The organism is Bacillus sp. JZ39 (assembly GCF_053903145.1).
In genome coordinates this window covers 1,502,405-1,528,674 of record NZ_CP096389.1, presented here as the reverse complement: position 1 = coordinate 1,528,674, position 26,270 = coordinate 1,502,405, and the positions used below count along the sequence as shown (strand labels likewise).

Genomic DNA, 26,270 nt, shown 5'->3' with positions numbered 1-26,270 from the left:
AAAAGTAAAGCCGCCTGATTAAACAAGAGGTCAAGGCGGCATTTACTAGTTGTCATCGTTTATTTTGAAGCGATAAAACAAGCATCATATCTATTTTTTAGAAAAGCGTCAAGACAACCATGGCAACGAAATAGATTGTCATGTAGTTGAGCGAGTAAACGAACATCTGCGTTGCCCACTTCATGATATTCTTGGAGCGGAATCCCATTAAGCCAAGAATCAGCCAGCCGATATTTAACAGCAAGCCGAGAATGACAATCGGAAGACCCAGGCTACCAAGGAAAAACGGAAGCGGCATCAGGCACGCAACCCACACAATAATTTGTCTTTTTGTCACTTCAAAACCATATACGACAGGAAGCATCGGAATATTTGCAGCTCTGTAATCCTCAGTTTTCTTGATAGCCAATGCTAAGAAGTGAGGAATCTGCCAAATAAATAAAATCATGAATAACACCCATGCTACGACACCGATATTCCCTTCCACTGCCGTCCATCCAATAAGCGGCGGCACTGCACCGGAAACGCTTCCTACTACTGTGTTAATCGTATAGCGGCGTTTCGTCCACATTGTGTACAATACAACATACGTAAAGACTCCGATAAAACCGATAACAGCAGCCATGACAGTTGTCATCAGCAGCATGATCAATCCTAAAGCAACCAGCAAAATTCCAGACCATAACGCCTGACTCGGCTGAATTTTACCCGTAACCGTCGGTCTTACTTTCGTACGCTCCATAAGATGGTCAATGTCCCGGTCATACCAGTTATTGATCGCACAGGAGCCCGCAATAATCAGTGAAGACCCGATTAACGTAAGAAGAACGGTGTTTATATTGCCTAAAAAACTTAAACCGGAAATATGCAGTGCAAGCCACATTCCAGTGAAAGTCGTGATGAGGTTAGAATTGACGATCCCTATTTTAATAAGGGACAGAAAATCTTTCCATGCCGTTGTTTCTTCAATTTGTCCGTCTATAGCTGTATCATTTAAGATTCTGGAGTTAGCCATAACGTAAACCTCCCTTACAAACCTAACGCAGGAGAATAAAATAACCTGCAACTCTATCATACAAGATAACATCTTGTAAAAAAACATCCTATTAAATATTAAACGACAAACAGGAATTTATTTGTGAACTTTTTATGAATTTTACCAAAGATGAAGGCAATCTCCAAATCGGCATTACGTTTACCTTATTTCTATCAGACCCGGCATGAATAATCAAGTGTACATTTTCCAGAAGCCGTCATTCTATTATATTTTTGTGAACAAAAGGCTCTGGGAATTGCCACAAAACACATATTCGTCTACACTTGGAACGTATATAAAATTGCAGCAGTATGTTGAGAAGGTGAATATTGTATGAATAAAGCATTAAAAGCTCTCGGTGTTCTGACGACATTTGTCATGCTAATTGTTTTAATCGGGGGTGCCCTCGTTACAAAAACAGGTTCCGGCCAAGGATGCGGCAGACAGTGGCCGCTGTGTCACGGCCGTTTTTTCCCTGAACTGAATCCGGCTTCAATTATTGAATGGAGCCACCGATTCGCAAGCGGAATCTCTATTGTCCTTGTGCTAAGCCTTGCGTTTTGGTCATGGAGAAAAATCACGCCGATTTTCCGTGAAACAACGTTTCTCGCGATCATGTCAATTATCTTTTTATTTCTTCAGGCATTGCTTGGCGCATTGGCTGTCGTATTCGGTTCGAACGCGCTGATTATGGCGCTTCACTTCGGCATCTCATTAATTTCTTTTGCTTCAGTGCTTATTTTGACATTGCTCATATTTGAAGCTGATAAATCAGTCAGAACACTGGTTAAGCCGCTTCAAATCGGCAAAAAGATGCAATTTCACATGATAGGAATTTTAATATATTCCTATATCGTTGTGTATACAGGCGCATATGTAAGACACACTGAATCAAGTCTGGCATGTCCTGATGTGCCGCTGTGCAGCCCGCTGAACAATGGACTTCCGACCCAATTCCATGAATGGGTGCAAATGGGCCACAGAGCAGCAGCCTTACTGTTATTTGTATGGATTATTGTTGCCGCTGTTCATGCTATTATCTCCTATAAAGATCAAAAACAGATCTTTTGGGGATGGATCTCATGTCTTATTTTCATTACATTACAGGCACTGTCCGGGATTATGATCGTATACTCTGAACTGGCTCTGGGCTTTGCACTTGCCCACTCGTTCTTTATTGCCTGTCTGTTTGGCGTTCTATGCTACTTCTTATTATTGATTGCTCGTTTCCGTTACGAATCCAGGCAATCATAAGGACTCAAGACCAAAGCCTTAGGCGGCTTTGGTCTTTTTTCATGTCTTGTTTTGGCGCTTTATTGTTTCAATGGCCAGCCTTCGCTGAACTTGATGATCAGTGAGCGGCTCACTTCGGCCTGTCCCCTTTCTCATCGTGATTATAGAAATTTCATATGCATCTATAGTCCGCGAACATAAGTATTAAAGCCTTTTGGCCATTGGAAAATCAGATAGTGCTTAAAGAAATATGCATGGACTACTACAAAGCATCTAAAAAATTGGTGGTATATAAGCCTCTTTTTATTTTGGGCTTGTGACAGTACTCTATAATCTCTGAAGTCCCCTTATATCTCTTCTAACCATCTGTTTCACTCCACATTTTCTATATAAAAAACAAGAGTGTATATCATTGATATACACTCTTGTTTTTTTATGCTTTTTCAATTTCGAGAAGCAGATCTCCCGTTTGGATCGGCTCGCCATTTTTCACATGAACCTGCTTGATTGTTCCTGAGAAAGGCGCCTGAACCGTTGTTTCCATTTTCATCGCTTCATTAATCATCAAATGATCACCTTTATTGACTTTTGTGCCTGCTTCAGCCAATACCTTAATAACGGTTCCAGGCATGGAAGCTGCGATGTGGCTTGGATTTGTCCGGTCTGCTTTCAGCCTTTCCTGAACGGAAGACTTAATGCTTTCATCTTTAATGACTACTTCACGCGGCTGCCCGTTCAGTTCGAAATAAACGACGCGAGTGGCGTCAGGCTGAGGCTCACCGATTGAAATCAGCTTAACGATCAGCGTTTTGCCGCGCTCAATTTCAACTTCTATCTCTTCACCCAATGTCATACCGTAGAAGAATGTCGGTGTATCTAATACCGAAATGTCTCCGTAGCTTTCTGTCGTTTTCACATAATCAGTGAAGACTTTAGGATAAAGGGCATACGCCACAGCATCCTGATCTGAAATTTCCAAATTATGCTGCTCTTTAAATTCCTGTTTGATCGCTTCAAATGACACCGGCTCAAGCAGTTCGCCCGGTCTGACTGTAATCGGCTCCTGCCCTTTTAAGATCAGCTTTTGCAGTTTTTCTGGGAATCCGCCATGAGGCTGGCCGATATTTCCTTTAAAAAGCTCCACGACAGAATCAGGGAAATCTAAAGATTCACCTTTTTCGTAAACGTCTTTTTCAGTCAGATTGTTTTGCACCATGTAGAGTGCCATATCTCCGACTACTTTTGAGGAAGGCGTTACCTTGACGATGTCACCGAACATATCGTTCACGCGTCTGTACATTTCCTTGACTTCGTTCCAGCGGTCGCCAAGGCCTACTCCCTTGGCTTGCTGCTGCAGGTTGCTGTATTGGCCCCCTGGCATTTCGTGTTCATAAATTTCAGTATGCGGAGACTTCATTCCGCTTTCAAATTCACTATAATATTTACGCACCGACTCCCAATATTGGGACAGCAATTCAACGCCTTGGACATTCATTTCCGGACGGCGGTCGTTGCCTTCCATCGCATGATAAAATCCGCTCGCGCTAGGCTGTGACGTTAATCCCGCCATTGAGCTGACCGCCACGTCTATGATATCAACGCCGGCTTCAACAGCTTTCGCATACATATAAATACCGTTTCCGCTCGTATCATGCGTATGAAGGTGAACCGGAATGTCGATCGTTTCTTTCAACGCAGAAACGAGCTCATATGCAGCCTGCGGTTTTAACAGCCCTGCCATATCTTTAATCCCGAGAATATGGGCTCCGGCCGCCTCAAGCTCCTTCGCCATCGATGTATAATATGCAAGGTCGTACTTCGTCCGGTTCTTGTCAAGGATATCTCCCGTATAACAAATCGCAGCTTCTGCCACTTTGCCGGTATCCCTAACAGCATCAATGGCTAACGTCATCCCTTTTACCCAGTTTAAGCTGTCGAAAATACGAAACACATCAATACCGGATTGAGCTGATTGCTTCACAAATTCTTTAATCACATTGTCCGGATAATTCGTATAGCCGACCGCATTTGATGAGCGTAGCAGCATCTGGAATAAGGTATTCGGCACTTCTTTGCGAAGATCTTCCAAACGCTTCCACGGATCTTCTTTCAGGAATCGGTAGGCTACATCGAAGGTCGCGCCTCCCCACATTTCCATACTGAATAGTTCAGGCCATAACGCAGCCGTCGGATTTGCGATTTTTTTCAAATCATGCGATCTGATTCTAGTTGCCAATAACGATTGGTGGGCATCCCTGAATGTCGTATCAGTTAAAAGGACAGATTTCTGCTCCTTAACCCAATTTGCAAGCCCTTCTGCGCCTTTTTCATCGAGAATTTGCTTTGTTCCTTTGGCAGGCTGCTGATCAACGTCTACTTTTACGCTTAACGGTTTGTCAAACGCCGGTTTTTCTTTTTTCCCGATTCCGGGGAAACCGTTTACTGTCACATTGCCGATGTAAGTGAGCATTTTCGTTCCGCGGTCTTTTTGTTTAGGGAAATTAAATAATTCAGGCGTTGTATCAATGAAAGATGTATCATATTGCCCTGTCAGGAACTTCTCATGTTTTGCAACGTTCTCAAGGAATGGAATGTTCGTTTTTATGCCTCTGATTCTAAACTCCTGAAGGTTTCGCACCATTTTGGCAGCTGCCTGTTCAAACGTTAAAGCCCAAGTTGAAAGCTTAACGAGAAGTGAATCATAGTAAGGTGTGATCACGGCGCCCTGGAAGCTGTTTCCGGTATCAAGACGGACACCAAAACCGCCGCCTGAGCGGTAAGCCATGATTTTTCCTGTATCAGGCATGAAATCATTTTGCGGATCCTCAGTCGTAACCCGTGACTGAATGGCATAGCCGATTGTAAAAATGTCCTTTTGCTCAGGAATATTTACTTTTTTGCTGTGAAGGCTGTGCCCTTGGGCAACAAGGATCTGAGTTTGAACAATATCGACACCAGTAATCATTTCTGTTATCGTGTGTTCAACTTGTACGCGAGGGTTTACTTCAATAAAGTAGAACTCGTTGTTTGCAACAAGGAATTCGACCGTCCCCGCATTTATATAGTTTACATTTTTGGCAAGCGCAACTGCCGCCTCACAAATTTGGTCCCTTAATTCAGGTGACAGCGAGACACTCGGCGCCACTTCAATGACCTTTTGATGGCGTCTTTGAACGGAGCAATCCCTCTCAAAAAGATGGACGACATTTCCCTGCTTGTCTCCAATGACCTGAACCTCAATATGTTTCGGATTCTCAATTAATTTTTCTACATAAACTTCATCATTGCCAAAGGCTGCTTTCGCCTCTGATTTAGCACGCTCATATGCTTCTTTAACTTCACTTTCAGATCTGACAATCCGCATACCACGGCCGCCGCCGCCAAGCGAGGCTTTAATGATGATCGGATAACCGTTAGCTTGTCCAAATTGTTCGACGGCTTCAAGCGTTTCGGCAGGACCGTCGCTTCCCGGAATCACGGGGATTCCCGCTTTTTCTGCCTGCTCACGCGCTTTTACCTTGTCACCAAACATATCGAGATGCTCGGATTTTGGACCAATGAATACGATGCCTTCTTCTTCACATCGTCTCGCAAAATGAATATTTTCAGATAAGAAACCGTATCCCGGATGAATTGCATCGACTTTGTTTCTTTTCGCAATATCAATGATACCTTCAATATCCAGGTAAGCATCAATCGGTTTTTTCCCTTCACCGACCAAGTATGCTTCATCCGCTTTGTACCGATGGTAGGAACCGGAATCTTCTTTTGAATAGACCGCAACTGTTCGAATATTCAACTCGGTACACGCCCGGAATATTCGGATTGCAATTTCTCCCCTGTTTGCTACTAATACTTTTTGTATCGATTGCTGAGACAAACTTTTCTCCCCCTTACCCGAATGGAATATAATCTATCATAGCGGAATATCCTTCCCCTGTACACACTTGTTTTTTACAGATAAACAGTTTTTTTGAGCTGTTTCTTTTTCATTCCCTTCGGCGCCAAGGGCTCTTTCTTTTTCTTATTCTCTGAATATTTCACAAACATGCTGATATTCGCTAATATCCCCATACTCCCCAGCAGCAGCACCAAAGAAGAGCCCCCGTAACTGATAAATGGCAGCGTAACCCCTGTAATCGGAATTAATCCGCTGACACCGCCAAGGTTAATAAACGACTGGATGGCAATCATGCTTGAAATGCCGATCGCCAGAAGACTTCCAAACGGGTCCTCACATTTTCTGGCAATATAAAAACCTTTTATGACGACAAAACCCAATAAGAAAATCACAAACAATACCCCAAAAATGCCGAGCTCTTCAGCAATGACAGCCATAATAAAGTCAGTGTGTGATTCAGGCAGATATCCGTATTTTTGGATACTTTCACCGAGCCCCAGGCCGAAAATGCCGCCTGAGCTGATCGCATAATAAGAATTGATCACTTGCAAACCTGATGAATTTGCATACTTAAATGGGTCTTCAAGACTCTCAAAACGCGCCAAACGGCCTTTAGTTAAAATTTGATCCTGATTTAAATAGAGAATCGGGCTGACTAAAATGAAAACAATTCCGCCGAGCAAAAGCAGCCTCACCAGCGTCTTTCCGCTGAATCCGGAGCACAAGATCATGCACGTCGCAATTAACCCTATAATCATGGCTGTACCGAAATCTGGCTGCATGGCAATTAACCCGCAAATTATAAGCGTCATGACTACCGGAGGGGCTACTCCCGTTAACAGATGGTCGATATAACTTTGTTTTTTTGCATATACGGCTGCAAGGTATAAAATCACGACCAGTTTCACAAACTCCCCAGGCTGAATACTCATTCCGCCGATTTTAAACCAGCTCTGCGCGTTTCCGGCAACATGCCCGAAAACAAACAGTGAGATAAGCGCAAGAACAGATACAAGCAGTATCCCTTTCTGAAACTTTTGATGGGCCAGTGCCTTGTAAGGAAACAACGCCATGAGAATAAATAGAGCGCCACCCGCAATTAAAGCAAACAGCTGCCGCATGAAGAAAAAATTACTGCTTACTCCATACCGGGAGACAGCTGTAATCATGCTTGAGCTGTATACCATCACTAAACCGAATCCGCATAATAAAACGATTGCGAATATCAGTGAGTAATCATAAGATTTTAGCATTTTTTTTAACATAACATCCTCTTCCCTGCTTCTAACTTCCATTATCTATGGTTTTTATGTATTTATCTTTTTTATTTTACTACAATTTATCAAACGAGACGAAGAATCTCTATACGATTCGGAAGGAATGTGTAAAAAAAGTCCGTCTTTTATGAGATGAGAGAAAAATAGCGGTTATAAAAAAACCCAAACTGTTAATAAGTTTGAGTTTTATCATTTATTTAGCTGTAAACGCGTCATGTAAAGCAGACAATTCGCGTTCCAATGTGTATAAAAGGTCTTTACCGTCTTTTTCATCAACCAATCCCAGGCGGACAGCAAAATCGATTTCCCTCGAAAGCCCGAACATTTGAGTATCTAAAACCTCTTCATATAGAGGACATTGAGGCATCGTTAAGTTATCCATTTGTACTCGGATCAGCTTCAAAATCTTCTCAGCGTCCACTTTTAAGAGTTCAAAAGCTTTTTGCCGATGGTCAACTATCATCTCTGAAGCCAAAAGTATCCCTCCGTTCCCCAGGCGAGTACCTAATTCTTCTATTTATCATAAAGGGTATCAACAGAAAATGCAAGAGGATTTAAGCATATGACATAAATTAAAAAATACTCAGCCTGTACATCTCAGACATTATTTCCAAAAGCTTTACACCTGCAATGCTGTTCCCTTTTTCGTCTAATGCGGGGCCGAATATGCCGATCCCGAAATCGTAAGGCGAAATGCCCATAATCCCGCCGGATACGCCGCTTTTCGCAGGAATTCCGACCTTAATTGCGAATTCCCCGCTTGCATTGTACATTCCGCACGTCACCATAAACGTTTTGCAAATTCTAGCGACATCTTTTGAGATGACTTGCTCCCCAGTCTCTGGATGTCTGCCGTTCAATGCAAATACAGATCCGATTTTCGCTAAATCCAAGCTGTTCATCTCAATCGCGCATTGCTTCGTGTATAAATCCATTACTGCTTCTACATCATCTTCAAAAATGCCGTACTGCTTCATATAATAACACATCGCCCGATTAATCATTGAAGTGCTGTATTCAGATTCAGCCACTTCCCGGCAGTATGTAATCTCTTGGTTGTTTGTCAGCCTTCTGATAAAAGAAAGCAAATAATCAAGTCTCTCTTTCACCGTTCTTCCTCTTATCAGACTTGTCACTACCAATGCCCCGGCATTAATCATAGGGTTTAACGGCTTGCTCGGATTCACCGTTTCGAGCTTGATAATTGAATTAAACGGATCACCGGTCGGCTCCTGTCCAACATAACTGAAGACCTTATCTTTGCCGTATTCCATTAACACCAAAGCAAGGGAAAGGACTTTCGATATACTTTGAAGCGTAAATGTTTTTTCTACGTCACCTGCTGACAGACAAACATTATTGGAATAATAAATCGCCACTGACAGGTCGTGTTTATCAGCTTTTGCCAAGGCGGGAATATAGCTGGCTACCTCCCCCTTGTCCGTTACTTTTTTCGCCTTTTTCACTAAGGCTTCAAGCTCATCATTATGCCGGCATACCATGCAAACACCCTCGTTCCCTCAGCATTTCAATACACATAATTTGTACACAAAGTGACAATTCATGCGAAAACTTTTATAATTTTGAGAGAAGGGGGTCATATCATGAGCGTTATCCAAGTAAAAGGCAATGTTACATATCCAATTACCATTGATCCAAGCGTATGGATTTTTGATGATCGCAAATTTTCGTTTGACCGCAAAGGGGACAGTCAAGACACATATTTACAATCAGCCGGGGATGAATCAGACCTTGATCCGGAACGCGTCATCAGAGAGGGGCGAATCGCGCCGCCTACATTAAAGACGGAAAAGCAATATGAGAAGCAAAAACTGATGAACGGCAGTTTCGCAATGAGACTTGGGACTGTCCTGAAAAATGCTGAGCCGAACAGCTCTGCGACACAATGTGTATTTGTCACAAGTTCGGGAAAGGCCGCCGTTTCTCTGGAAACTGCTCTGAACAGTATTGTCCATTTCAGTGAGGCAGGCAAGCCGATTCAAGAAGGCGGCCCCGTGCATATTTACTTTGAAGACCCGGTCCATCACAAACAGCCGATTACCGATGTAAAAGAGATCGAAATCATTTAATGTTACAGCAAATCAGCTGCGAGCTGGGCGAGACCTGATCTCTCACCTTTTAACAGCTTCACGCTGCCTGAGATGGGTTGTCCTTTAAACCGCTCAACCACATAGGCCAAACCATTATTCAGACTGTCTAAATATGGGTGATCAATTTGTTCAGGGTCACCCATTAAGACAATTTTACTGCCTTCACCGACTCTCGTCAGCAAAGTTTTCACCTCATGCCTGGTCAAATTTTGCGCTTCATCAATGATAATAAATTGATCTGGAATGCTTCTCCCTCTGATATAAGTCAGCGCCTCTACCTGAATTGAGCCAATTCCCGCCAAAATAGCATCAAGCTCCCCTGGTTTTTTCGCATTAAACAGAAACTCTAAGTTGTCAAAAATCGGCTGCATCCAAGGCTTTAGCTTTTCCTCTTTTTCGCCTGGCAAATATCCGATGTCCTTGCCAACAGGAACAATCGGCCTTGCGACGACCAGCTTTTTGTATATTCCCAAGTCTTCTGTCTGTAATAGCCCTGCCGCCAAAGCTAAGAGCGTTTTGCCGGTTCCAGCTTTTCCGATCAGGGTGACAAGCGGAATATCTTCCCGCAGCAAAAGCTCTAATGCCATTGTCTGCTGTACATTTTTGGGCCTGATTCCCCATATATGTTCATCATCAAATACGAGTCTTTTTAATACCGTTCCGGTTTTGTCTGCAATTCCGACTGCCGAGGAGGATCCTCCTAGCTCATCCTTCATTAAAGCAAACTGATTCGGATAAAACGCATGCTGTTTCACATCGTTTACTGAAATTTGATTTTTCCCGTAAAAAGAGCTGAACAGCTGCTGGCTGATATATAAATCCTTATAGCCGCTGTACATTTCATCATTGTCCACAACCCGGTCATTCAAGAAATCTTCAGCAAGCAGTCCGATTGCGTCGGCTTTAACCCTGACCAGTACATCCTTACTGACGAGGATAACCGGCCTGCCATTTTCCTTGGTTTCTTCCTCGAGGCTCAAGTTTTTCGCAACGGCTAATATGCGATTATCGTTCGTCTTTTCAATAAAGATCTCTTGCAGCTGGTGAAACGAACGATGATTCAGTTCAATTCTCAGTGTGCCGCCGGTGTCAAGCGGTACATGCTCATGCAGCCTGCCCTTTTGTCTTAGCGCATCGATTAGCTTAGATACGTGCCTTGCATTCCTCCCAACTTCGTCCATATACCGTTTTTTTGAGTCAACCTCTTCTAAAACGACAGCAGGGATGACAACCTCATTTTCTTCAAAAGAAAATATCGCGTTAGGATCCTGTAATAACACATTCGTATCTAACACATAAATTTTACTCAAGTCTCAGCCTCCTGATATAAGGGTCAAAGTTCTTCCTGCTTCTCTTTTGATGAAAAAGGTGAATGCCTGCTAAAATATATGTTTTTGTGCATAAAGATAGAAGGTTAATTCAACAATAAAATTAATGAAAGCATTTTAAGGAGGGAACCCGCAAGTGCGAATTCTTTTCATTATCATACAGCTGACACTTATCCTGTCCGCTTGTGCCTATCAACAAGGAAAACAGGGCCAGAATGTTGAAAAAGAATCAACAAGACAGCAGGAGACTAAACCGATTCACGTAAAGGACACAACTCAAGAAACAAAAGACAATGGAACAAGAACGGATATTGCCAAGCATCTTGTCAGCGTTGCTGAAAAAAACCCCGACGTCAAGGATGCAACAGCCGTTGTGCTGGGAGGTTATGCTGTTGTTGGGATTGATGTCGATGATACTTTGGACAGAAGCAAAGTGGAAACCATTAAATATTCTGTAGCTCAGGCGCTAAAGAATGATCGATATGGCGCCAACGCAGTAGTCATTGCTGATCCCGATACGGTCAGCCGCCTTCGTGAAATGAGCAGAGAAATCAGCGAGGGCCATCCGGTAACAGGCATACTGGATGAATTAGCTGCAATTGTCGGCCGAGTGCTTCCCGAAGTGCCTAACAATGTGATTGACAATGAAGACGAACCGCAAACAAAGCAGCAAAATGACCAATTAAATAGAAAACAGCAGCAGGAAATGGAGAAGGAGCAAAACGATCAATCTGATCATCATATGAAAAAGAACAACAATGACTAAGCTATAGCCTTGCGCTTTAGCTTTTTCTTATTTTGGACAGCTTCTGATCCGTGCTATAATACATGTTAGTGAAAGAGGTGATATGATGAGGGTCAAATGTTCTATTTGCGATAAAATTGAAACAATTGATGATGATACCCTGATCGCGAAACGGCTTCGAAACCGCCCGATCCATACATATATGTGCCAGGAATGCCACGATCGGATTGCCAAAAAAACAGAGGAACGGCTGAAAACGGGAAAATTTACTTTTCACCCGGGACAGCAGAAAAAAGAAAAAGTCAAAAAATAAAGCGGCCGCTTAACCATACAGAACACAAAAAAGACTCAGCTTTCAGCTGAGTCTTTTATGATTTTGCAGACTGTCCTTTTTTCGACTGATACAGCCGGATTTTGTAAATGATTAAAATCAGCGCAGCGACGACCAATCCTTCTGCCACGGGCAAAAACACCCCTAAAAAAGTCAAAACAGTGCAGCCCAACGCCAAAAATACATACACCACTGCAGATTTTAATACAGGAAGCCGTTTAGCAAATCCAAGCTTAAATACAATAACGGCCAACACAAAAATCGTGCCGTACAGCAGCCACATGCCTGCCGCAGGCTGCCGGTCTACTTGATATAGAGCGGCGAAGAACGACAGGCGTTCGCTTACGTCATTCAAAAAGATTCCCTCCCCTGTAAACGTACGGGTTCTATCTTTTCAAATTCTGCACGAGATTAAGACAATCCTGCTGTTTTTTTCTTTTTAGCTGCTTTTTCACGTTCGTTCTTATTGAGGATCTTCTTTCTTAAACGGATGGATTCAGGTGTTACTTCACAATATTCATCTTCGTTTAAGTACTCTAGAGACTCCTCAAGAGACATGATGCGCGCTTTTTTAATTGTAGTTGTCTGATCCTTTGTCGCAGAACGGACGTTTGTTTGCTGTTTCATTTTGCTGACGTTAACAACAAGGTCATTGTCACGGTTATGCTCTCCAACGATCATTCCTTCGTATACTTCAGTACCCGGCTCAACGAAGATGACACCGCGGTCTTCAATTCCTTGAATACCGTATGATGTTGCTTTTCCGTTTTCCATTGACACAAGTACACCTTGACGGCGTCCGCCGACTTGGCCCGCCTGCATCGGCTGGTAGCTGTCAAACGTATGGTTCAAAATACCGAATCCGCGTGTTAATGATAGGAATTCTGTAGAGTAACCGATCAATCCGCGGGAAGGAACTGTAAAGATGAGACGGACTTGGCCGTTTCCGTTGTTGATCATATCAACCATTTCGCCTTTGCGGGCACCCATTGATTCCATGACAGAGCCAGTATGCTCTTCAGGAACATCAATTTGCACACGTTCAACAGGCTCACAGCGTACGCCGTCGATTTCTTTGATAATAACTTCAGGTTTTGACACTTGAAGCTCATAGCCCTCACGGCGCATATTTTCAATTAAAATTGACAAGTGCAGTTCACCGCGTCCTGAAACAACCCAAGCATCAGGAGAAGCTGTCGGCTCAACACGCAAGCTCACATCCGTCTGAAGCTGTGATTGAAGACGCTCTTCGATTTTGCGGGCCGTTACATATTTGCCTTCACGGCCTGCAAACGGACTGTTATTCACGACAAATGTCATTTGAAGTGTCGGCTCATCAATGCGAAGCACCGGAAGCGGATCTTGATGGTCTACAGGACATACCGTTTCACCAACGTTGATATCTTCCATCCCGGAAACCGCAACGAGGTCTCCCGCTTTTGCTTCTTCAATTTCCACACGCTTTAAGCCTTGGAAACCAAAAATCTTTGTAACACGGAATGACTTTGCCGTTCCGTCAAGCTTCATAAGAGAAACCTGCTGTCCGACTTTCATTGTGCCGCGGAATACGCGTCCGATTCCGATACGGCCTACATAGTCGTTGTAGTCAAGAAGGGCAACTTGGAATTGAAGCGGCTCCTCTGCATTATCAACAGGTGCCGGAACATGCTTAATAATGGTTTCATATAAAGCTTCCATGTTTTCATCCTGTTGTTTCGGATCAAGACTCGCTGTTCCATTAATCGCGGAAGCATATACCACTGGGAACTCGAGCTGCTCTTCATTAGCATCAAGCTCAATGAACAGATCCAGAACTTCATCGATAACTTCCTCTGGACGAGCAAAGTCACGGTCAATTTTGTTTACAACAACAACAGGGTTCAGGTTTTGCTCAAGAGCTTTTTTCAGAACAAAACGAGTTTGAGGCATACAGCCTTCATATGCGTCAACGACAAGCACTACGCCGTCAACCATTTTCATAATCCGTTCTACTTCTCCCCCAAAGTCTGCGTGTCCAGGGGTGTCCAAAATATTGATACGTGTATCTTTATAGTTAATCGCAGTATTTTTCGCCAATATTGTAATGCCGCGTTCGCGTTCAAGATCATTAGAGTCCATTGCGCGTTCAGCAACCTGTTCGTTGGCACGGAACGTACCAGCCTGATGTAAAAGCTGATCGACTAGAGTCGTTTTCCCATGGTCAACGTGGGCAATAATCGCGATGTTGCGAAGATCATTTCGAAGTTTCACTTTTTCATCTCCTAAAAAAATTAGATAACTTTCATATTATATCACACATCCTCTTTAAAAGCGTCACGTTTTTCTGTAAACTTAATATAAGACGTAAAAGGGGATGGAATTTATGAAAAAAATGAATTGGCTTTTACTATTATTTGCATTTGCAGCGGTTTTCAGCATTATGCTGATCGGCGTCTTTATCGCTGAAAAAAGCCCTGCAGGCATTATCGCCAGCATTGTACTTGTTTGCGCTGTCATGGGCGGCGGATTTACATTAAAAAAGAAAATACGCGAACAAGGCTTGCTTGATTAAAAGCATTGCCCTGCCGGCGACATTGTAATCAAAAAACACCGCAAAGATAGCGGTGTTTTTCATTTCTTTAAGCCTTATCTCCCCTGTTTCTTAGTCAGGAAGATGCAAATCATCCTTCATACATAGACAAACGTTCTAACGATCACACGTGCAGCCTTCAAAAAGTAGTTCGGCAACGATACACATAAAATACCATAGCGCCTATTCCTCCACCGGAAACTACTCCCTATAATGGAATTTGTAGCACAATTCATAAAAGGGAGAGAAGAAACATGAAGAAAACATTTGTAAAAAAAGCTATGTTAACGACTGCCGCAATGACATCAGCTGCTCTATTAACGTTCGGTCCTGATGCAGCCAGCGCAAAAACACTGGTTGATAACACTGCTGTTCAACTCCAGCATCAGGCGAGCACTAACGAAGATCTCAATACATTCATTGATATATTAAATCAATGTATATACGAACAAGACGGTGTATATTATTTTGACAGCGAAAAAGCTGTCGAGTTAGGAATGACAAAAGAAGAGGCTCAGGTAATTGCTACACTCTGGGAATCGACATCAGAATTTTTCAGCATTGTTTCACAATGTGTGTATCTCGAGGATGGAAATTACAAATTTGATACAGAAAAAGCAGTTGAACTTGGCTTCACAGAAAAAAAAGCACTTGCACTTGAACAATTTTTCTCCGCTGTTTCTCTCAAGATTCACATTCTTCAAGCAGCCATTGTGCTACAAGATGATGTGTACAGCTATGATAAAGACGCAGCGCTACAAGCAGGTGCAACGCCACTGCAAGCTGACGTTTATGAAAAACTCTTCAGTGCCATGTCACAAGAACAGCTTGCCGCTATTTACGATATGATTCATCCCCAGGCTTAATGTGAAAAAGCGCTTGCCGGAATCGGACAAGCGCTTTTTTTATATCAGCAATTTGATGATCAGCATCATGGCAACCGCCGCTCCAAACCAGCAGGCAGCTTTCATGATAAGTAATCCATAGTACCTCTGTTTAAAACGCAGTTCTTCTTCCGGCAGATAAGCCTCCTCAACGGCCTGTTCGCTTTCCAATTCAAATGGCTCAGCCATCGTGTCATACATGTCTCTGCAGCTGCTGCACATTTTTAAATGCTCTTCTATAACGTGTTCCGTTTCTCTTTTACAATCACCTTCAAGATACAGAGGAAGCAGGTCTCTTACTAGAAAGCAGGTCATATCCGCTCCTCCTCTCTACTTTTCGTCATGTTTTTCTTAAGTTCTAATCTAGCCCGGTGCAATGTGGTTTTCACCTTAGAAAGACTCCATCCTAATATCTCAGCGATTTCTTCATAAGAAAGCTCTTGGAATTCTCTTAAAATCAAAACGGATTGATGCTGATCTTTTAACTTCAGGAGCTCCTGCCGCAGTGTTTCGCTTTTCACCGTCCGTGACAGATACTGTTCAGGCTGCTCATAAGTTGTTTGCGTTACCCCTTCATTTTTGCTGATATCAGTAAATTGGTATTTGACATCCCTGCGGTACCAATTGATAAAGGTATGATGCGCAATGGTGTAGAGCCATGTTCTGATGGAAGAATGCCCCCTAAACGAAGCCAGACCGTTAAGAGCTTTCACAAACGTGTCCTGCGCTAAGTCCTTGGCTGTTTCAAGATGATGAGTCCTTCTGAATAAATAATTTAAAATTTCTTGATAATACTGCCGATACAAGTCCTCAATGGAATCCCTATGCTTCATTAAAAGTAAAACCACACCGTCATCCAAATGGCCAATAAAATGAAACAGATATACATGGAAGACAGGTATACTTTCATATATCTGATTTGGCTTTCTTCTTCAGCACCAGGACTTCTCTTTAAACAAGTTTTACTCTTTAAGTCTTCCGCATTCTTTTGAAATAGGGATTCATGCTGTTTCATCCATTCCATTGATTCATCCTCTAGCTCTCCTTCTTTATACAGGTCGTATAAGTCTAAAAAAACAGACTCTTTTTCTTTATGATTCATAAAGACTTTTCACCTCTTGTGTTTCTCCATCCACTACATAGGCATCATGGCGATTTGAACCAAACGGCTGAATAATGATCAGCCATGCATAATGCCGTTCATCCCCTCTTTGAACGATAATCGGACGCATACGCTTTTTGTAAATAACATCCTGATATAGAGAAGCTACCTTTTCGTAAGCCAATGTTCCATTACGATACGTATAGGGGAATGACTGATCAGGTGTATCGCTGTATACATAAACGTTTAGCTGACCTTGATCTTCAAAAAACTCATATGTTTTAGAAGAATCAGTATACATCACCATGTCACTCTGACTGCTTTTTTTCTTCATTTCTGATACATCAGCATCGAAGACCGTTAATACCTGCCGCTGCAGCCGGCTGTTAGTCAGTGAAATTTCCTTTTTCATTGGAATCGAGAGACTGTGTAAACTACCGGATTCTCCATCAAACTCCAATACAATTCCATCTTTTGTTTCAACTCTCACCATGCTTCCGAGCAGGCTGTCGCTTTCAATATCAGTGATCTGATAAGGCTGTTTTGATATGTTCAGCGCTGTAAACATTTGTTCCACTTTGTCGTGAATGTTTTGTTCTGTTATATGAACATGCAGAAGAGAGTCAAGCTGATAAATCGAAGGATCTTCACTAAACCCCATTAAGGTTTCCTTTTCCCAATAAAATACCGCGCCATCATCAGCATGATCTTTTTTATGAAGTTGATTTTTCAGGTAAATACGTACGACTGTCTGGCCGTCTTCTTGAGATACCTTTGTTTCGATATGATCCTTATGTAACACACGTCCGTGTCGCTCAAGGAAAGCGATGGACTTTCGCTTGTACTCCTGATTCGTTAGCTTTTTCCCATGCGCTTTTTGTAAGTATTCATAATTACGAATCAGCTGCGATACTTCATCTACCTCAGCTTTATAACTCTTGCTTTCAAATGAGTAGAAATAATGCACATCCATGTTTGTATCGTGCAAATAAAGTGTTTCATCCGTAGGAAAAAATGACTTTAGTATCTGTTCCGCTTTTTCTGATGAAATGTGCTCCCCGACATAATTGAATGAATCATGGACATTTATCGGTTTTGATACAGCGAAAGCAGCCGTTCCTATGTTATATATCGGATTTAACAGCAGGACAAAAAACACCATGACAGCCATCGTCACCCACTTATTCACACGCACATAAACCTTTCCTGACTTTTGGAACAGATGATAGCTCATCAAAAATCCCGCCATTGCCAAATAAATCGTATATGGCATTACTGCACCATAATCTTTTGAGATTTGATTGGGATATGGCGCAAGCAGCAAGACAAGCAGTCCGATAATCAGCGTATAAAATAAGCCTAGTAAAATCTTATTTGTTCTCCAATACAGCTTGAAAAACACAACATTCAACACAATAGAAAGAGTAATAATGAAAAACAGAAACACGAATGCAACTGGCTCGACTCCATCCGGATTTTCCTTCCAATACGTAAAGAAACTGAATATCATTTGTACGATTGGCAAACTGACAACGGCAAGGTCGAACGTATAAAACTTACCCTTTCCGCCATGATCACGCGGCATCAACATATAGTGAAAAGCCGTCAGCAGCACATATCCGTATAACAAAAAATGCAGCAGCGGCAACAGTTCTTTTCCGTCCTCTCTTAAGTAAGCGCTGGTGAAGTTTGTTGATTGCACCTGGTGAATAAGTTCAACAGACACTCCCGCCAGCAGCACAATCCGCAACATAACACCCGCCAAGAACATTGTGCGCTGCAGGTTTATTTTGGGATGATGCACCAAAAGATATAAGCCCGCCAGAACAACAATTGACCATTGAATCAGCAGGGTGCTTTGTCTGCTTAATATAAAATAACGTTCGAAATGCAATACATAATGACTGAATAACTCCAACACGAACAACAATCCTTTACTTCTTATTAAGGCCTCATTCGGTTAGACAGCGGACTTTTCAAAAAGTTTCAAGATGAAACAAAAATATCTCATCTTCCCCTTGATATGTAAAAAACATAACTCTTGAATGAACCACCACATGACACTTGACTCATCTTGATATTATTCAACAAAAACAAACACAGGACAATACTATCAATTTTGTCTAGTTATGTTAGTTTTTGTTGAGTATTCCAGAATGCTAGTTTAATATAACAATATAAAGTTTTCAGTATTTTCAAAAAGGGGGATTTATTGTGGGTTTAGGTAAGAAATTGTCTGTTGCTGTCGCTGCTTCGTTTATGAGTTTATCAATCAGCCTTCCTGGTGTTCAGGCTGCTGAAGGTCATCAGCTTAAAGAGAATCAAACAAATTTCCTCTCCAAAAACGCGATTGCGCAATCAGAACTCTCTGCACCAAATGACAAGGCTGTCAAGCAGTTTTTGAAAAAGAACAGCAACATTTTTAAAGGTGACCCTTCCAAAAGGCTAAAGCTTGTTGAAAGCACGACTGATGCCCTTGGATACAAGCACTTTCGATATGCGCCTGTCGTTAACGGAGTGCCAATTAAAGATTCGCAAGTGATCGTTCACGTCGATAAATCCGATAATGTCTATGCGGTCAATGGTGAATTACACAATCAATCTGCTGCAAAAACAGATAACAGCCAAAAAGTCTCTTCTGAAAAAGCGCTGGCACTCGCTTTCAAAGCTATCGGCAAATCACCAGACGCTGTTTCTAACGGAGCGGCCAAAAACAGCAATAAAGCCGAATTGAAAGCGATAGAAACAAAAGACGGCAGCTATCGTCTTGCTTACGACGTGACGATTCGCTATGTCGAGCCTGAACCTGCAAACTGGGAAGTCTTAGTTGACGCCGAAACAGGCAGCATTTTAAAACAGCAAAATAAAGTAGAACATGCCGCCGCCACTGGAAGCGGAACAACTCTAAAGGGCGCAACTGTTCCTTTGAACATCTCTTATGAAGGCGGAAAATATGTTCTAAGAGATCTTTCAAAACCAACAGGCACCCAAATCATCACATATGATTTGCAAAACAGACAAAGCCGCCTTCCGGGCACGCTTGTCTCAAGCACAACGAAAACATTTACATCTTCATCACAGCGGGCAGCCGTTGACGCACACTATAACCTCGGTAAAGTGTACGATTATTTTTATTCAAACTTTAAACGAAACAGCTATGATAACAGAGGCAGTAAAATCGTTTCTTCCGTTCACTACGGCACTCAATACAATAACGCTGCATGGACAGGAGACCAGATGATTTACGGTGATGGCGACGGTTCATTCTTCTCTCCGCTTTCCGGCTCATTAGATGTGACAGCGCATGAAATGACACATGGCGTCACCCAAGAAACAGCCAACTTGATTTATGAAAATCAGCCAGGTGCATTAAACGAGTCTTTCTCTGACGTATTCGGGTATTTTAACGATACAGAAGACTGGGACATCGGTGAAGACATTACGGTCAGCCAGCCTGCTCTTCGCAGCCTGTCCAACCCTACAAAATACAACCAGCCTGACAATTACGCCAATTACAGAAACCTTCCAAACACAGATGAAGGCGATTATGGCGGTGTACACACAAACAGCGGAATTCCAAACAAAGCCGCTTACAACACCATCACAAAACTTGGTGTATCTAAATCACAGCAAATCTATTACCGTGCGTTAACAACGTACCTCACGCCTTCTTCCACGTTCAAAGATGCCAAGGCAGCTCTCATTCAGTCTGCCCGTGACCTCTACGGCTCAACTGATGCCGCTAAAGTTGAAGCAGCCTGGAATGCTGTTGGATTGTAATATTAGGAAAAGCCTGAGATCCCTCAGGCTTTTTTGTTACATATCTTGATTTCTCTCTTCAGCAGAAACAACGAAAAGATGCTGTCATGAGACAGCAACCGCTTCTGATTTGCAAAAAGAGGGATGCAGCCGCAAGTGCGCATTTTATAAAAGCTAATGATTCAGTCCACATAATTGATAGACGAATTCTGCTAAAGGTCACGTGGCTATGTGAAGGATCACACGTCCAGTTAAGAGCAAAAACATTGACAAAAAAATTTATTTATGCTAAAATTTACTATTAATATATTTGTATGTATAATAAGATTCTCCTGGCCAGGGGAATCTTATTTTTTGTGGAGGATCATTTCATGAGGAAAAATGAGTCCAGCTTAACGTCTCTAATTTCAGCTTTTGCCCGTGCATATCACAGCCGATATGACACACCTCTTATTTTTGATGATTTTATCGCAAAAGATCTCATTAACGAAAAAGAGTTTATCGACATCAGTAAAAATATGATTCAAGGAATATCGTTTTTCAACAAAGAGATCGCCGAACGTCTTCAAAATGATCCTGAAAAAATATTAAAATGGGTTGCACAAATCCAGCTGTCTCCCACGCCCCTAGCACGTGCTTCTTATTGTGAAAAAGTCTTGCACAACGAATTACTGCTGGGAGCAAAACAGTATGTCATTCTTGGAGCGGGGCTGGATACTTTCTGCTTTCGGCATCCAGAATTAGAAAACAGCTTACAGGTTTTCGAGGTTGACCATCCGGCTACACAGCAATTCAAAAAAAATAAGCTGAAGGATGCAAATCTGACAATTCCGGGTCATCTTCATTTTGTTCCTATGGATTTCACCAAAACGTTTTCATATGATCCTCTTTTAGATGAAGGATTTAAGAACACAAAAACATTCTTCAGCCTTCTCGGAGTGTCTTATTATGTAACACAGGAAGAAAATGCAAGCTTGATAAGCAATTTATTTTCTCATGTCCCGCCTGGAAGCTCTATTGTTTTTGATTATGCGGACGAAACACTTTTTACAGCAAAAGGGACGTCGAATCGAGTTGAACATATGGTGAAGATGGCTGCCGCAAGCGGGGAACCGATGAAATCATGTTTCACTTATCAAGAGATTGAACATCTGTTAGAGTCATCTGGTTTACTAATCTATGAACATCTATCACCAGACGACATCAATGACCTTTTCTTTAGTAATCGAAAAGACAATTTGTCAGCGTTTGAAACGATTCATTATATTCATGCGGTAAAAAAATAATTTTCAAATCATCAGAAGCCTCTCAATGTTTGAGAGGCTTTTTATTGAACCCGCATGCAGCAAATAAGCTGTCGTTATCATACGGCAGCTTCTGCTAAAGGCTTCACCAAGATCATAAATGATTTGCCTTTCTCATCTTTTTCCGTTTTCAGCTGTTCAAAGCCGCATTGGCTTAAAAACAGTATCCATTCACTGCGCTCAATGGGAACTCCCGCAAACATCGCTTTGTGTTTGGCTCTAAGCAATTTGCTGATCTGTTCAATGACCATCTTCGCATGTCCCTTTTTTTCTTCAGCCGGGTCAATCAGGACCGTTCCGAGCCACGGCTTACCGTTTGAAGGAGACCACTCGAGATGGTAGCTGACGGCAACAGGCAGACCGTCTTTTTCCCATACAAGCCATGCCCCGTTGTACATGGAATAGGAGATGATATAGTCTTGTGCATCTTTATCTCCAAACTCCTCCTCTTTCCATACAGGATGAGCCTCCGCGAGCTTTTCTAACAAGCTGAGGTCATCCTGCTCAAATGGCCTACTTCCCAGCATGAAGATACTCTTCAAATATCGTTTTATGTATAGATGGGTTTCCGGCTAGCACACTGTGGTTTTCTAAAAAGGTAAACGGCTCTCCTTCAATGGTCGTATAGATGCCTCCTACTTCATTTAACAGCACACAGCCGGCTGCGTAGTCCCATGGCGCAAGGCGCATCGTGATGTAAGCATCTATTCTTCCTGCCGCGACATTTGCCAGCTCTAAAGCGGCAGAACCGTATGAGCGTGTGCCTCTGACTCTTTTCACAAGTGGCGCTAACACACTTTGATCAATTCTTCTGTTTTCCGTTACCCATGTTGCATTAATGGCAAGAATCGCTTCTTCAATGACGGTTTCTTTTAAAGGAGCCAGCTTCGTTTCATTCATATAAGCCCCTCTGTCGCTAAATGCGTGATACAGCTCATCGTGCACCACATCATAAATTAAACCGATTTTCCCTTCACCGTTTTCAAAAATCCCAATGGAAATCGCAAAATTTCTTTGCTGGTGCACAAAATTCATCGTCCCATCAATTGGATCAATAATCCATACGACTCCCTCAAGTGAGTGGATTTTGTCTCCTTGCCCCTCTTCACCGAGTATCCGATGTCCCGGAAATGTTTCTTGAATTCGATCAATGAAAAACTTTTCGGTTTCTTTGTCAATATTGGTGACTAAATCATTCGGATTTGATTTCGTTTCAATTGTCAGGCTTTCATGCATGGATTGTTTAATTCTCGCGCCTGCTTCTCTTATCCATTTCTTTGCAATCTCATCAATTTCCGTCCAATTTGTCATTCGTTCGTACCTCTCTTCTATGTAGACCTTTTATTTTATAGGATACTGATAACGGCACTGAAAAAGCAAGGAAAATGAAAAATATCCCTTCTCACGTAAAAACGAACCATTCATGCGGTTCGTTTTCACTATCGCTTTTTTACCCGTTAAGACGAATCCATTCTTTTCTAAGTCGCTCAAGTTTGTTTTTGCTTTGTTCAATCTGCTCTTCATTTTCTTTCTGCATTGCTTCATATAGGGTTGCCAATTCATAATCAACCTCTAGTCTCCAGACAGCAACACGATTGTTTTTCTCTTCCTTAAATCCCTCTTTTACAACTTGCCTCATTGTCTTTCGCCCCTTCCAGAGATCATTTGTTTGTAAAAAAGCATCCCATTTTGCCATTCAACAATGATTACTTCTTATATCGTATGATTGTTCTATTTACGCGCAACATGATTCTGAAAATTGTGTGTTTACCTATTCGTTTATTACCACATTTCCCCTTACTTCAAACGCACTCAATCTTTTTGAAGCTCGTATGAACTGTGATAAAATATGTATACTTAGCATGAAGGAGGAAAATCATGACACAAATGCGTTTCACTGAAGAGGACTTTAACACATTTACAATAGAAGGCTTAGACGCGCGCATGGAAGTATTAAAAGAGACGGTCCGTCCGAAGCTTACAGCTCTAGGCGAACATTTTGCCCCAACTTTATCAGCTTTAACCGGAGATGAAATGTTTCCGCATGTGGCAAAGCATGCAAGAAGATCCGTCAATCCCCCTGCTGACAGCTGGGTGGCGTTCGCAAACAGCAAAAGAGGCTATAAAAAACTGCCGCATTTCCAAATTGGTTTATGGGAAAGCCATGTCTTTGTGTGGTTTGCGATTATTTATGAATCCCCTATCAAAGAAGAATACGGCAAATTGCTTGAAATGAACCAAGAAACCATTACGAAAAATATCCCTGACAGCTTCGTTTGGTCTGCAGATCACACAAAACCGGGAGTACATAAACAGTCTGAAATGGACAAGGAACAGCTGAAGACACTGTTTGAGCGTTTGCAGACTGTAAAGAAAGCTGAGCTGTTATGCGGCATCCAGCTCCAAAAAGAAGAAGTGCTGAATATGAATAACCAGGAATTCCTTCAGCGTATCGACGATGCCTTTAAGCAGCTTGCTTTTCTGTACCGTCTCACCCAAAAAGTATCACAAGCATAAAAAAGAGCCGGGATATCCCCCGGCTCTTTTTCTTACATCTTAATCTTCGCGATATCAGATTCTCTCGCCTGTTTGACCGTGCGATAAGGAGAATATGTACTTTGTTCCTCAAACTCGCCGCATAGCTTTTTTTCCTCGGCCTTCCCCGGTACAATTTCCTTGAAACGGCGGTAAGCTTTAAGCAGTTCTTCACGATCCGCCCCTTTTTCATATGCAAGCTCAACCTGCTGGAAAAATGCAATCACATCCACTGCTTCTTCGGTTGTCCAATCTTCATTCATCGGATATTGATACTCCATTTTCTTCACTCCTTGTAGATTTACTTCCCTTAAGAGAAAGCATCTTCATTTGATCATAAATTGTTCTTTACATTCTTTCAAGTTCATAATATAATTCATTTGTTTTACGTCTAAAAAACGGTTGAGAAACTGATTTTAATACACACTATTATGCATAGGTATGATTACAAAGGTGGGAAAACAATTGTCGCAACATGAAACACCCTTATACACAGGACTGAAAAAGCATGCAAGCAGACAGCCTGTTCAATTCCACATTCCCGGCCATAAAAAAGGGGCAGGAATGGACCCAGAATTCAGACAATTTATCGGTGAAAACGCGTTAAGCATAGATTTAATTAATATTGAACCATTAGACGATCTGCACGCGCCAAAAGGCATTATTAAACAAGCACAAGATCTGGCTGCTGAAGCATTTGGAGCGGATCATACATTTTTTTCTGTTCAAGGAACAAGCGGCGCCATTATGACAATGGTAATGGCTGTTTGCGGACCTGGTGATAAAATTATTATTCCAAGAAATGTTCATAAATCAATTATGACAGCTATTGTATTTTCCGGAGCGGTTCCAATTTTTATTCATCCTGAAATTGACAATGAATTGGGCATCTCCCACGGCATTACACTTGAATCTGCTAAACGGGCGCTTACCGAACATCCGGATGCAAAAGGGCTTCTCGTCATCAACCCGACATATTTCGGTGTTGCAGCCGACTTAAAAAGCATCGTAGAACTCGCTCATTCGTTTGATGTGCCAGTGCTTGTCGATGAAGCACACGGCGTTCACATTCATTTTCACGACGAATTGCCGCTATCGGCTATGCAGGCAGGAGCGGACATAGCAGCGACAAGTGTACACAAGCTGGGCGGATCACTCACGCAAAGTTCTATTTTAAACATGAGAGAGGGCCTTGTATCAAAAGACAGAGTGCAATCCATACTGAGCATGCTGACAACTACGTCAACTTCTTACTTGCTTCTTGCTTCTTTGGATGTTGCCAGAAAACGCCTTGCAACAGAAGGCCACCAGCTTGCTGAGGAAACACTAAAGCTTGCCAATCAGACGAGAGATCGCCTCAACCAGATTGAAGGCATTTATTGTGTCGGTTCTGAGATTCTTGGGTCGAAAGCAGCTTACAGCTATGATCCGACAAAATTGATTATCTCTGTGAAAAGTCTTGGCCTGACAGGACATGACGTGGAAAAATGGCTTCGTGAATCCTTTAATATTGAGGTTGAGCTTTCTGATCTGTACAATATTTTGTGTATTTTCACTCCTGGTGACAGCCAAAATGATGCAGACCGGCTTGTAGAGGCTTTAACTGAGATCGCACAGCAAATGTCAGAACAAGATGTAACACATCAGCAAACTGAGGTTCTGCTTCCAGAAATACCTTTATTGGCAATGACTCCGCGTGATGCTTTCTATGCAAATACGGAAGTCATCCCATTAAAAGAAGCATCCGGACGGATTATTGCTGAATTTGTCATGGTATATCCGCCTGGTATTCCAATCTTCATCCCAGGAGAAATTATTACAGAAGAAAACATCAGCTACATTTTTAAAAACCTTGACGCAGGCCTCCCTGTTCAAGGACCTGAGGACTCGACTTTACATATGATCCGAGTCATCAAAGAACAAAAAGCAATTCAATAAAAAATAAAAAGCATGCGGCTTTAAGCCGCATGCTTTTTTTTACTCTTCATCAACAGGACATTGACATTGTCCGCAGCATGTTCCGTATAATGTTGTCACTTTCTCATCTTCAAAGTAATGAATGGCTTCGTTGCAATCTTGGCAAACAATCGTACCCATCTCTTATTCCCCATTTCTTTGAAATTTGAAAACGCTTAATTTCTTTTGTTGTTATTAT

General features: G+C 42.2%; 27 protein-coding genes. 10 read left to right on the top strand and 17 right to left on the bottom strand.

Annotated elements, in window-relative coordinates; all coding sequences use genetic code 11:
• Positions 1 to 97: 97 nt before the first annotated feature.
• Complete coding sequence (cyoE, locus tag M1D65_RS08010; RefSeq protein ID WP_003232250.1) at positions 98 to 1,015, bottom strand: heme o synthase; 918 nt, start codon at positions 1,013 to 1,015, stop codon at positions 98 to 100.
• Between the two features lie 354 nt (positions 1,016 to 1,369).
• On the opposite strand from cyoE, the gene ctaA reads away from it, so the two are divergent.
• Positions 1,370 to 2,290 carry a heme A synthase CtaA gene (gene ctaA, locus M1D65_RS08005; RefSeq protein ID WP_021479351.1) on the top strand — a complete coding sequence of 307 codons (921 nt, stop codon included), beginning with the start codon at positions 1,370 to 1,372 and terminating at the stop codon, positions 2,288 to 2,290.
• A gap of 412 nt (positions 2,291 to 2,702) precedes the next feature.
• On the opposite strand, the gene pyc is transcribed toward ctaA, so the two are convergent.
• The 4 genes from pyc to glsA all read right to left on the bottom strand — a co-directional run bounded on the left by pyc (position 2,703) and on the right by glsA (position 8,949).
• Positions 2,703 to 6,149: a pyruvate carboxylase gene (pyc, locus tag M1D65_RS08000; protein WP_032725637.1), complete on the bottom strand. Its 3,447-nt coding sequence runs from the start codon at positions 6,147 to 6,149 to the stop codon at positions 2,703 to 2,705.
• Positions 6,150 to 6,223: 74 nt separating this feature from the next.
• Complete coding sequence (gene ftsW / locus M1D65_RS07995) at positions 6,224 to 7,435, bottom strand: cell division protein FtsW (RefSeq protein ID WP_021479353.1); 1,212 nt, start codon at positions 7,433 to 7,435, stop codon at positions 6,224 to 6,226.
• 205 nt (positions 7,436 to 7,640) lie between these two features.
• The gene (locus tag M1D65_RS07990; protein WP_003245286.1) at positions 7,641 to 7,922 is read right to left on the bottom strand and encodes a YlaN family protein; all 282 of its coding nucleotides are present in this window, start codon (positions 7,920 to 7,922) and stop codon (positions 7,641 to 7,643) included.
• Positions 7,923 to 8,019: 97 nt separating this feature from the next.
• Positions 8,020 to 8,949, bottom strand: coding sequence for a glutaminase A (glsA, locus tag M1D65_RS07985; RefSeq protein ID WP_003232263.1), 930 nt, complete (start codon positions 8,947 to 8,949; stop codon positions 8,020 to 8,022).
• A gap of 102 nt (positions 8,950 to 9,051) precedes the next feature.
• Here glsA and M1D65_RS07980 point away from each other — a divergent pair, with 102 nt between their 5' ends.
• Positions 9,052 to 9,537: a hypothetical protein gene (locus tag M1D65_RS07980; protein WP_003245279.1), complete on the top strand. Its 486-nt coding sequence runs from the start codon at positions 9,052 to 9,054 to the stop codon at positions 9,535 to 9,537.
• A gap of 2 nt (positions 9,538 to 9,539) precedes the next feature.
• Here M1D65_RS07980 and M1D65_RS07975 read toward each other — a convergent pair whose 3' ends face one another.
• Positions 9,540 to 10,868, bottom strand: a complete 1,329-nt coding sequence (locus M1D65_RS07975; RefSeq protein ID WP_003245272.1) for a PhoH family protein — start codon at positions 10,866 to 10,868, stop codon at positions 9,540 to 9,542.
• Between the two features lie 154 nt (positions 10,869 to 11,022).
• On the opposite strand from M1D65_RS07975, the gene M1D65_RS07970 reads away from it, so the two are divergent.
• Positions 11,023 to 11,652 carry a YhcN/YlaJ family sporulation lipoprotein gene (locus M1D65_RS07970; protein ID WP_101502075.1) on the top strand — a complete coding sequence of 210 codons (630 nt, stop codon included), beginning with the start codon at positions 11,023 to 11,025 and terminating at the stop codon, positions 11,650 to 11,652.
• 82 nt (positions 11,653 to 11,734) lie between these two features.
• Positions 11,735 to 11,944, top strand: a complete 210-nt coding sequence (locus M1D65_RS07965; protein ID WP_003232271.1) for a YlaI family protein — start codon at positions 11,735 to 11,737, stop codon at positions 11,942 to 11,944.
• A gap of 55 nt (positions 11,945 to 11,999) precedes the next feature.
• Here M1D65_RS07965 and M1D65_RS07960 read toward each other — a convergent pair whose 3' ends face one another.
• Both M1D65_RS07960 and typA read right to left on the bottom strand, forming a co-directional pair.
• On the bottom strand, positions 12,000 to 12,317 hold the full coding sequence (locus M1D65_RS07960; RefSeq protein WP_003232274.1) for a YlaH-like family protein: 318 nt from the start codon (positions 12,315 to 12,317) through the stop codon (positions 12,000 to 12,002).
• 56 nt (positions 12,318 to 12,373) lie between these two features.
• Positions 12,374 to 14,212 carry a translational GTPase TypA gene (gene typA / locus M1D65_RS07955; RefSeq protein ID WP_003232278.1) on the bottom strand — a complete coding sequence of 613 codons (1,839 nt, stop codon included), beginning with the start codon at positions 14,210 to 14,212 and terminating at the stop codon, positions 12,374 to 12,376.
• 112 nt (positions 14,213 to 14,324) lie between these two features.
• Between typA and M1D65_RS07950 the strand changes: the two genes are divergently transcribed.
• Both M1D65_RS07950 and M1D65_RS07945 read left to right on the top strand, forming a co-directional pair.
• The gene (locus M1D65_RS07950; RefSeq protein WP_032725633.1) at positions 14,325 to 14,513 is read left to right on the top strand and encodes a YlaF family protein; all 189 of its coding nucleotides are present in this window, start codon (positions 14,325 to 14,327) and stop codon (positions 14,511 to 14,513) included.
• Between the two features lie 272 nt (positions 14,514 to 14,785).
• Positions 14,786 to 15,397 carry a hypothetical protein gene (locus M1D65_RS07945; RefSeq protein ID WP_032725631.1) on the top strand — a complete coding sequence of 204 codons (612 nt, stop codon included), beginning with the start codon at positions 14,786 to 14,788 and terminating at the stop codon, positions 15,395 to 15,397.
• A 39-nt stretch (positions 15,398 to 15,436) separates the two neighbouring features.
• Here M1D65_RS07945 and sigQ read toward each other — a convergent pair whose 3' ends face one another.
• Genes sigQ through M1D65_RS07925 form a run of 4 tightly spaced genes read right to left on the bottom strand, consistent with a single transcriptional unit; the run spans position 15,437 to position 18,447 of the window.
• Positions 15,437 to 15,730 carry an anti-SigP sigma factor SigQ gene (gene sigQ, locus M1D65_RS07940; RefSeq protein WP_003232283.1) on the bottom strand — a complete coding sequence of 98 codons (294 nt, stop codon included), beginning with the start codon at positions 15,728 to 15,730 and terminating at the stop codon, positions 15,437 to 15,439.
• Complete coding sequence (ylaC, locus tag M1D65_RS07935) at positions 15,727 to 16,248, bottom strand: RNA polymerase sigma factor YlaC (protein WP_032725760.1); 522 nt, start codon at positions 16,246 to 16,248, stop codon at positions 15,727 to 15,729. Before ylaC ends, sigQ begins: the two co-directional genes overlap by 4 nt.
• Positions 16,248 to 16,517, bottom strand: a complete 270-nt coding sequence (locus M1D65_RS07930) for a hypothetical protein (protein ID WP_120028055.1) — start codon at positions 16,515 to 16,517, stop codon at positions 16,248 to 16,250. The genes ylaC and M1D65_RS07930 overlap by 1 nt, the downstream gene beginning before the upstream one ends.
• A complete protein-coding gene (locus M1D65_RS07925; protein WP_120028054.1) occupies positions 16,507 to 18,447 on the bottom strand; it encodes a hypothetical protein in 1,941 nt (646 codons plus the stop codon). The genes M1D65_RS07930 and M1D65_RS07925 overlap by 11 nt, the downstream gene beginning before the upstream one ends.
• Before the next feature lie 284 nt (positions 18,448 to 18,731).
• On the opposite strand from M1D65_RS07925, the gene nprE reads away from it, so the two are divergent.
• Together nprE and M1D65_RS07915 are read left to right on the top strand one after the other, a co-directional pair.
• Positions 18,732 to 20,297 carry a neutral metalloprotease NprE gene (gene nprE, locus M1D65_RS07920; RefSeq protein WP_014479700.1) on the top strand — a complete coding sequence of 522 codons (1,566 nt, stop codon included), beginning with the start codon at positions 18,732 to 18,734 and terminating at the stop codon, positions 20,295 to 20,297.
• Between the two features lie 350 nt (positions 20,298 to 20,647).
• A complete protein-coding gene (locus tag M1D65_RS07915; RefSeq protein WP_120028053.1) occupies positions 20,648 to 21,562 on the top strand; it encodes a class I SAM-dependent methyltransferase in 915 nt (304 codons plus the stop codon).
• Between the two features lie 77 nt (positions 21,563 to 21,639).
• Here the strand turns inward: M1D65_RS07915 and M1D65_RS07910 are convergent, their stop codons facing one another.
• The 3 genes from M1D65_RS07910 to M1D65_RS07900 form a co-directional block, all read right to left on the bottom strand.
• Complete coding sequence (locus M1D65_RS07910; protein ID WP_072175416.1) at positions 21,640 to 22,068, bottom strand: GNAT family protein; 429 nt, start codon at positions 22,066 to 22,068, stop codon at positions 21,640 to 21,642.
• A 25-nt stretch (positions 22,069 to 22,093) separates the two neighbouring features.
• On the bottom strand, positions 22,094 to 22,891 hold the full coding sequence (gene suhB, locus M1D65_RS07905) for an inositol-1-monophosphatase (RefSeq protein ID WP_456270830.1): 798 nt from the start codon (positions 22,889 to 22,891) through the stop codon (positions 22,094 to 22,096).
• 139 nt (positions 22,892 to 23,030) lie between these two features.
• Positions 23,031 to 23,219 carry a hypothetical protein gene (locus tag M1D65_RS07900; protein WP_009967148.1) on the bottom strand — a complete coding sequence of 63 codons (189 nt, stop codon included), beginning with the start codon at positions 23,217 to 23,219 and terminating at the stop codon, positions 23,031 to 23,033.
• A gap of 239 nt (positions 23,220 to 23,458) precedes the next feature.
• Between M1D65_RS07900 and M1D65_RS07895 the strand changes: the two genes are divergently transcribed.
• Positions 23,459 to 24,097 (top strand): YktB family protein, encoded by a 639-nt coding sequence (locus tag M1D65_RS07895; protein WP_014479697.1) that lies wholly within the window; start codon positions 23,459 to 23,461, stop codon positions 24,095 to 24,097.
• Between the two features lie 32 nt (positions 24,098 to 24,129).
• Here the strand turns inward: M1D65_RS07895 and M1D65_RS07890 are convergent, their stop codons facing one another.
• Positions 24,130 to 24,396, bottom strand: a complete 267-nt coding sequence (locus tag M1D65_RS07890) for a UPF0223 family protein (protein ID WP_014479696.1) — start codon at positions 24,394 to 24,396, stop codon at positions 24,130 to 24,132.
• Between the two features lie 184 nt (positions 24,397 to 24,580).
• Here M1D65_RS07890 and speA point away from each other — a divergent pair, with 184 nt between their 5' ends.
• Complete coding sequence (gene speA, locus M1D65_RS07885; RefSeq protein WP_014479695.1) at positions 24,581 to 26,053, top strand: arginine decarboxylase; 1,473 nt, start codon at positions 24,581 to 24,583, stop codon at positions 26,051 to 26,053.
• Positions 26,054 to 26,092: 39 nt separating this feature from the next.
• Here the strand turns inward: speA and M1D65_RS07880 are convergent, their stop codons facing one another.
• Entirely contained in the window at positions 26,093 to 26,212 is a 120-nt protein-coding gene (locus M1D65_RS07880) for a GapA-binding peptide SR1P (RefSeq protein ID WP_003232305.1), read from the bottom strand.
• Positions 26,213 to 26,270 lie beyond the last annotated feature (58 nt).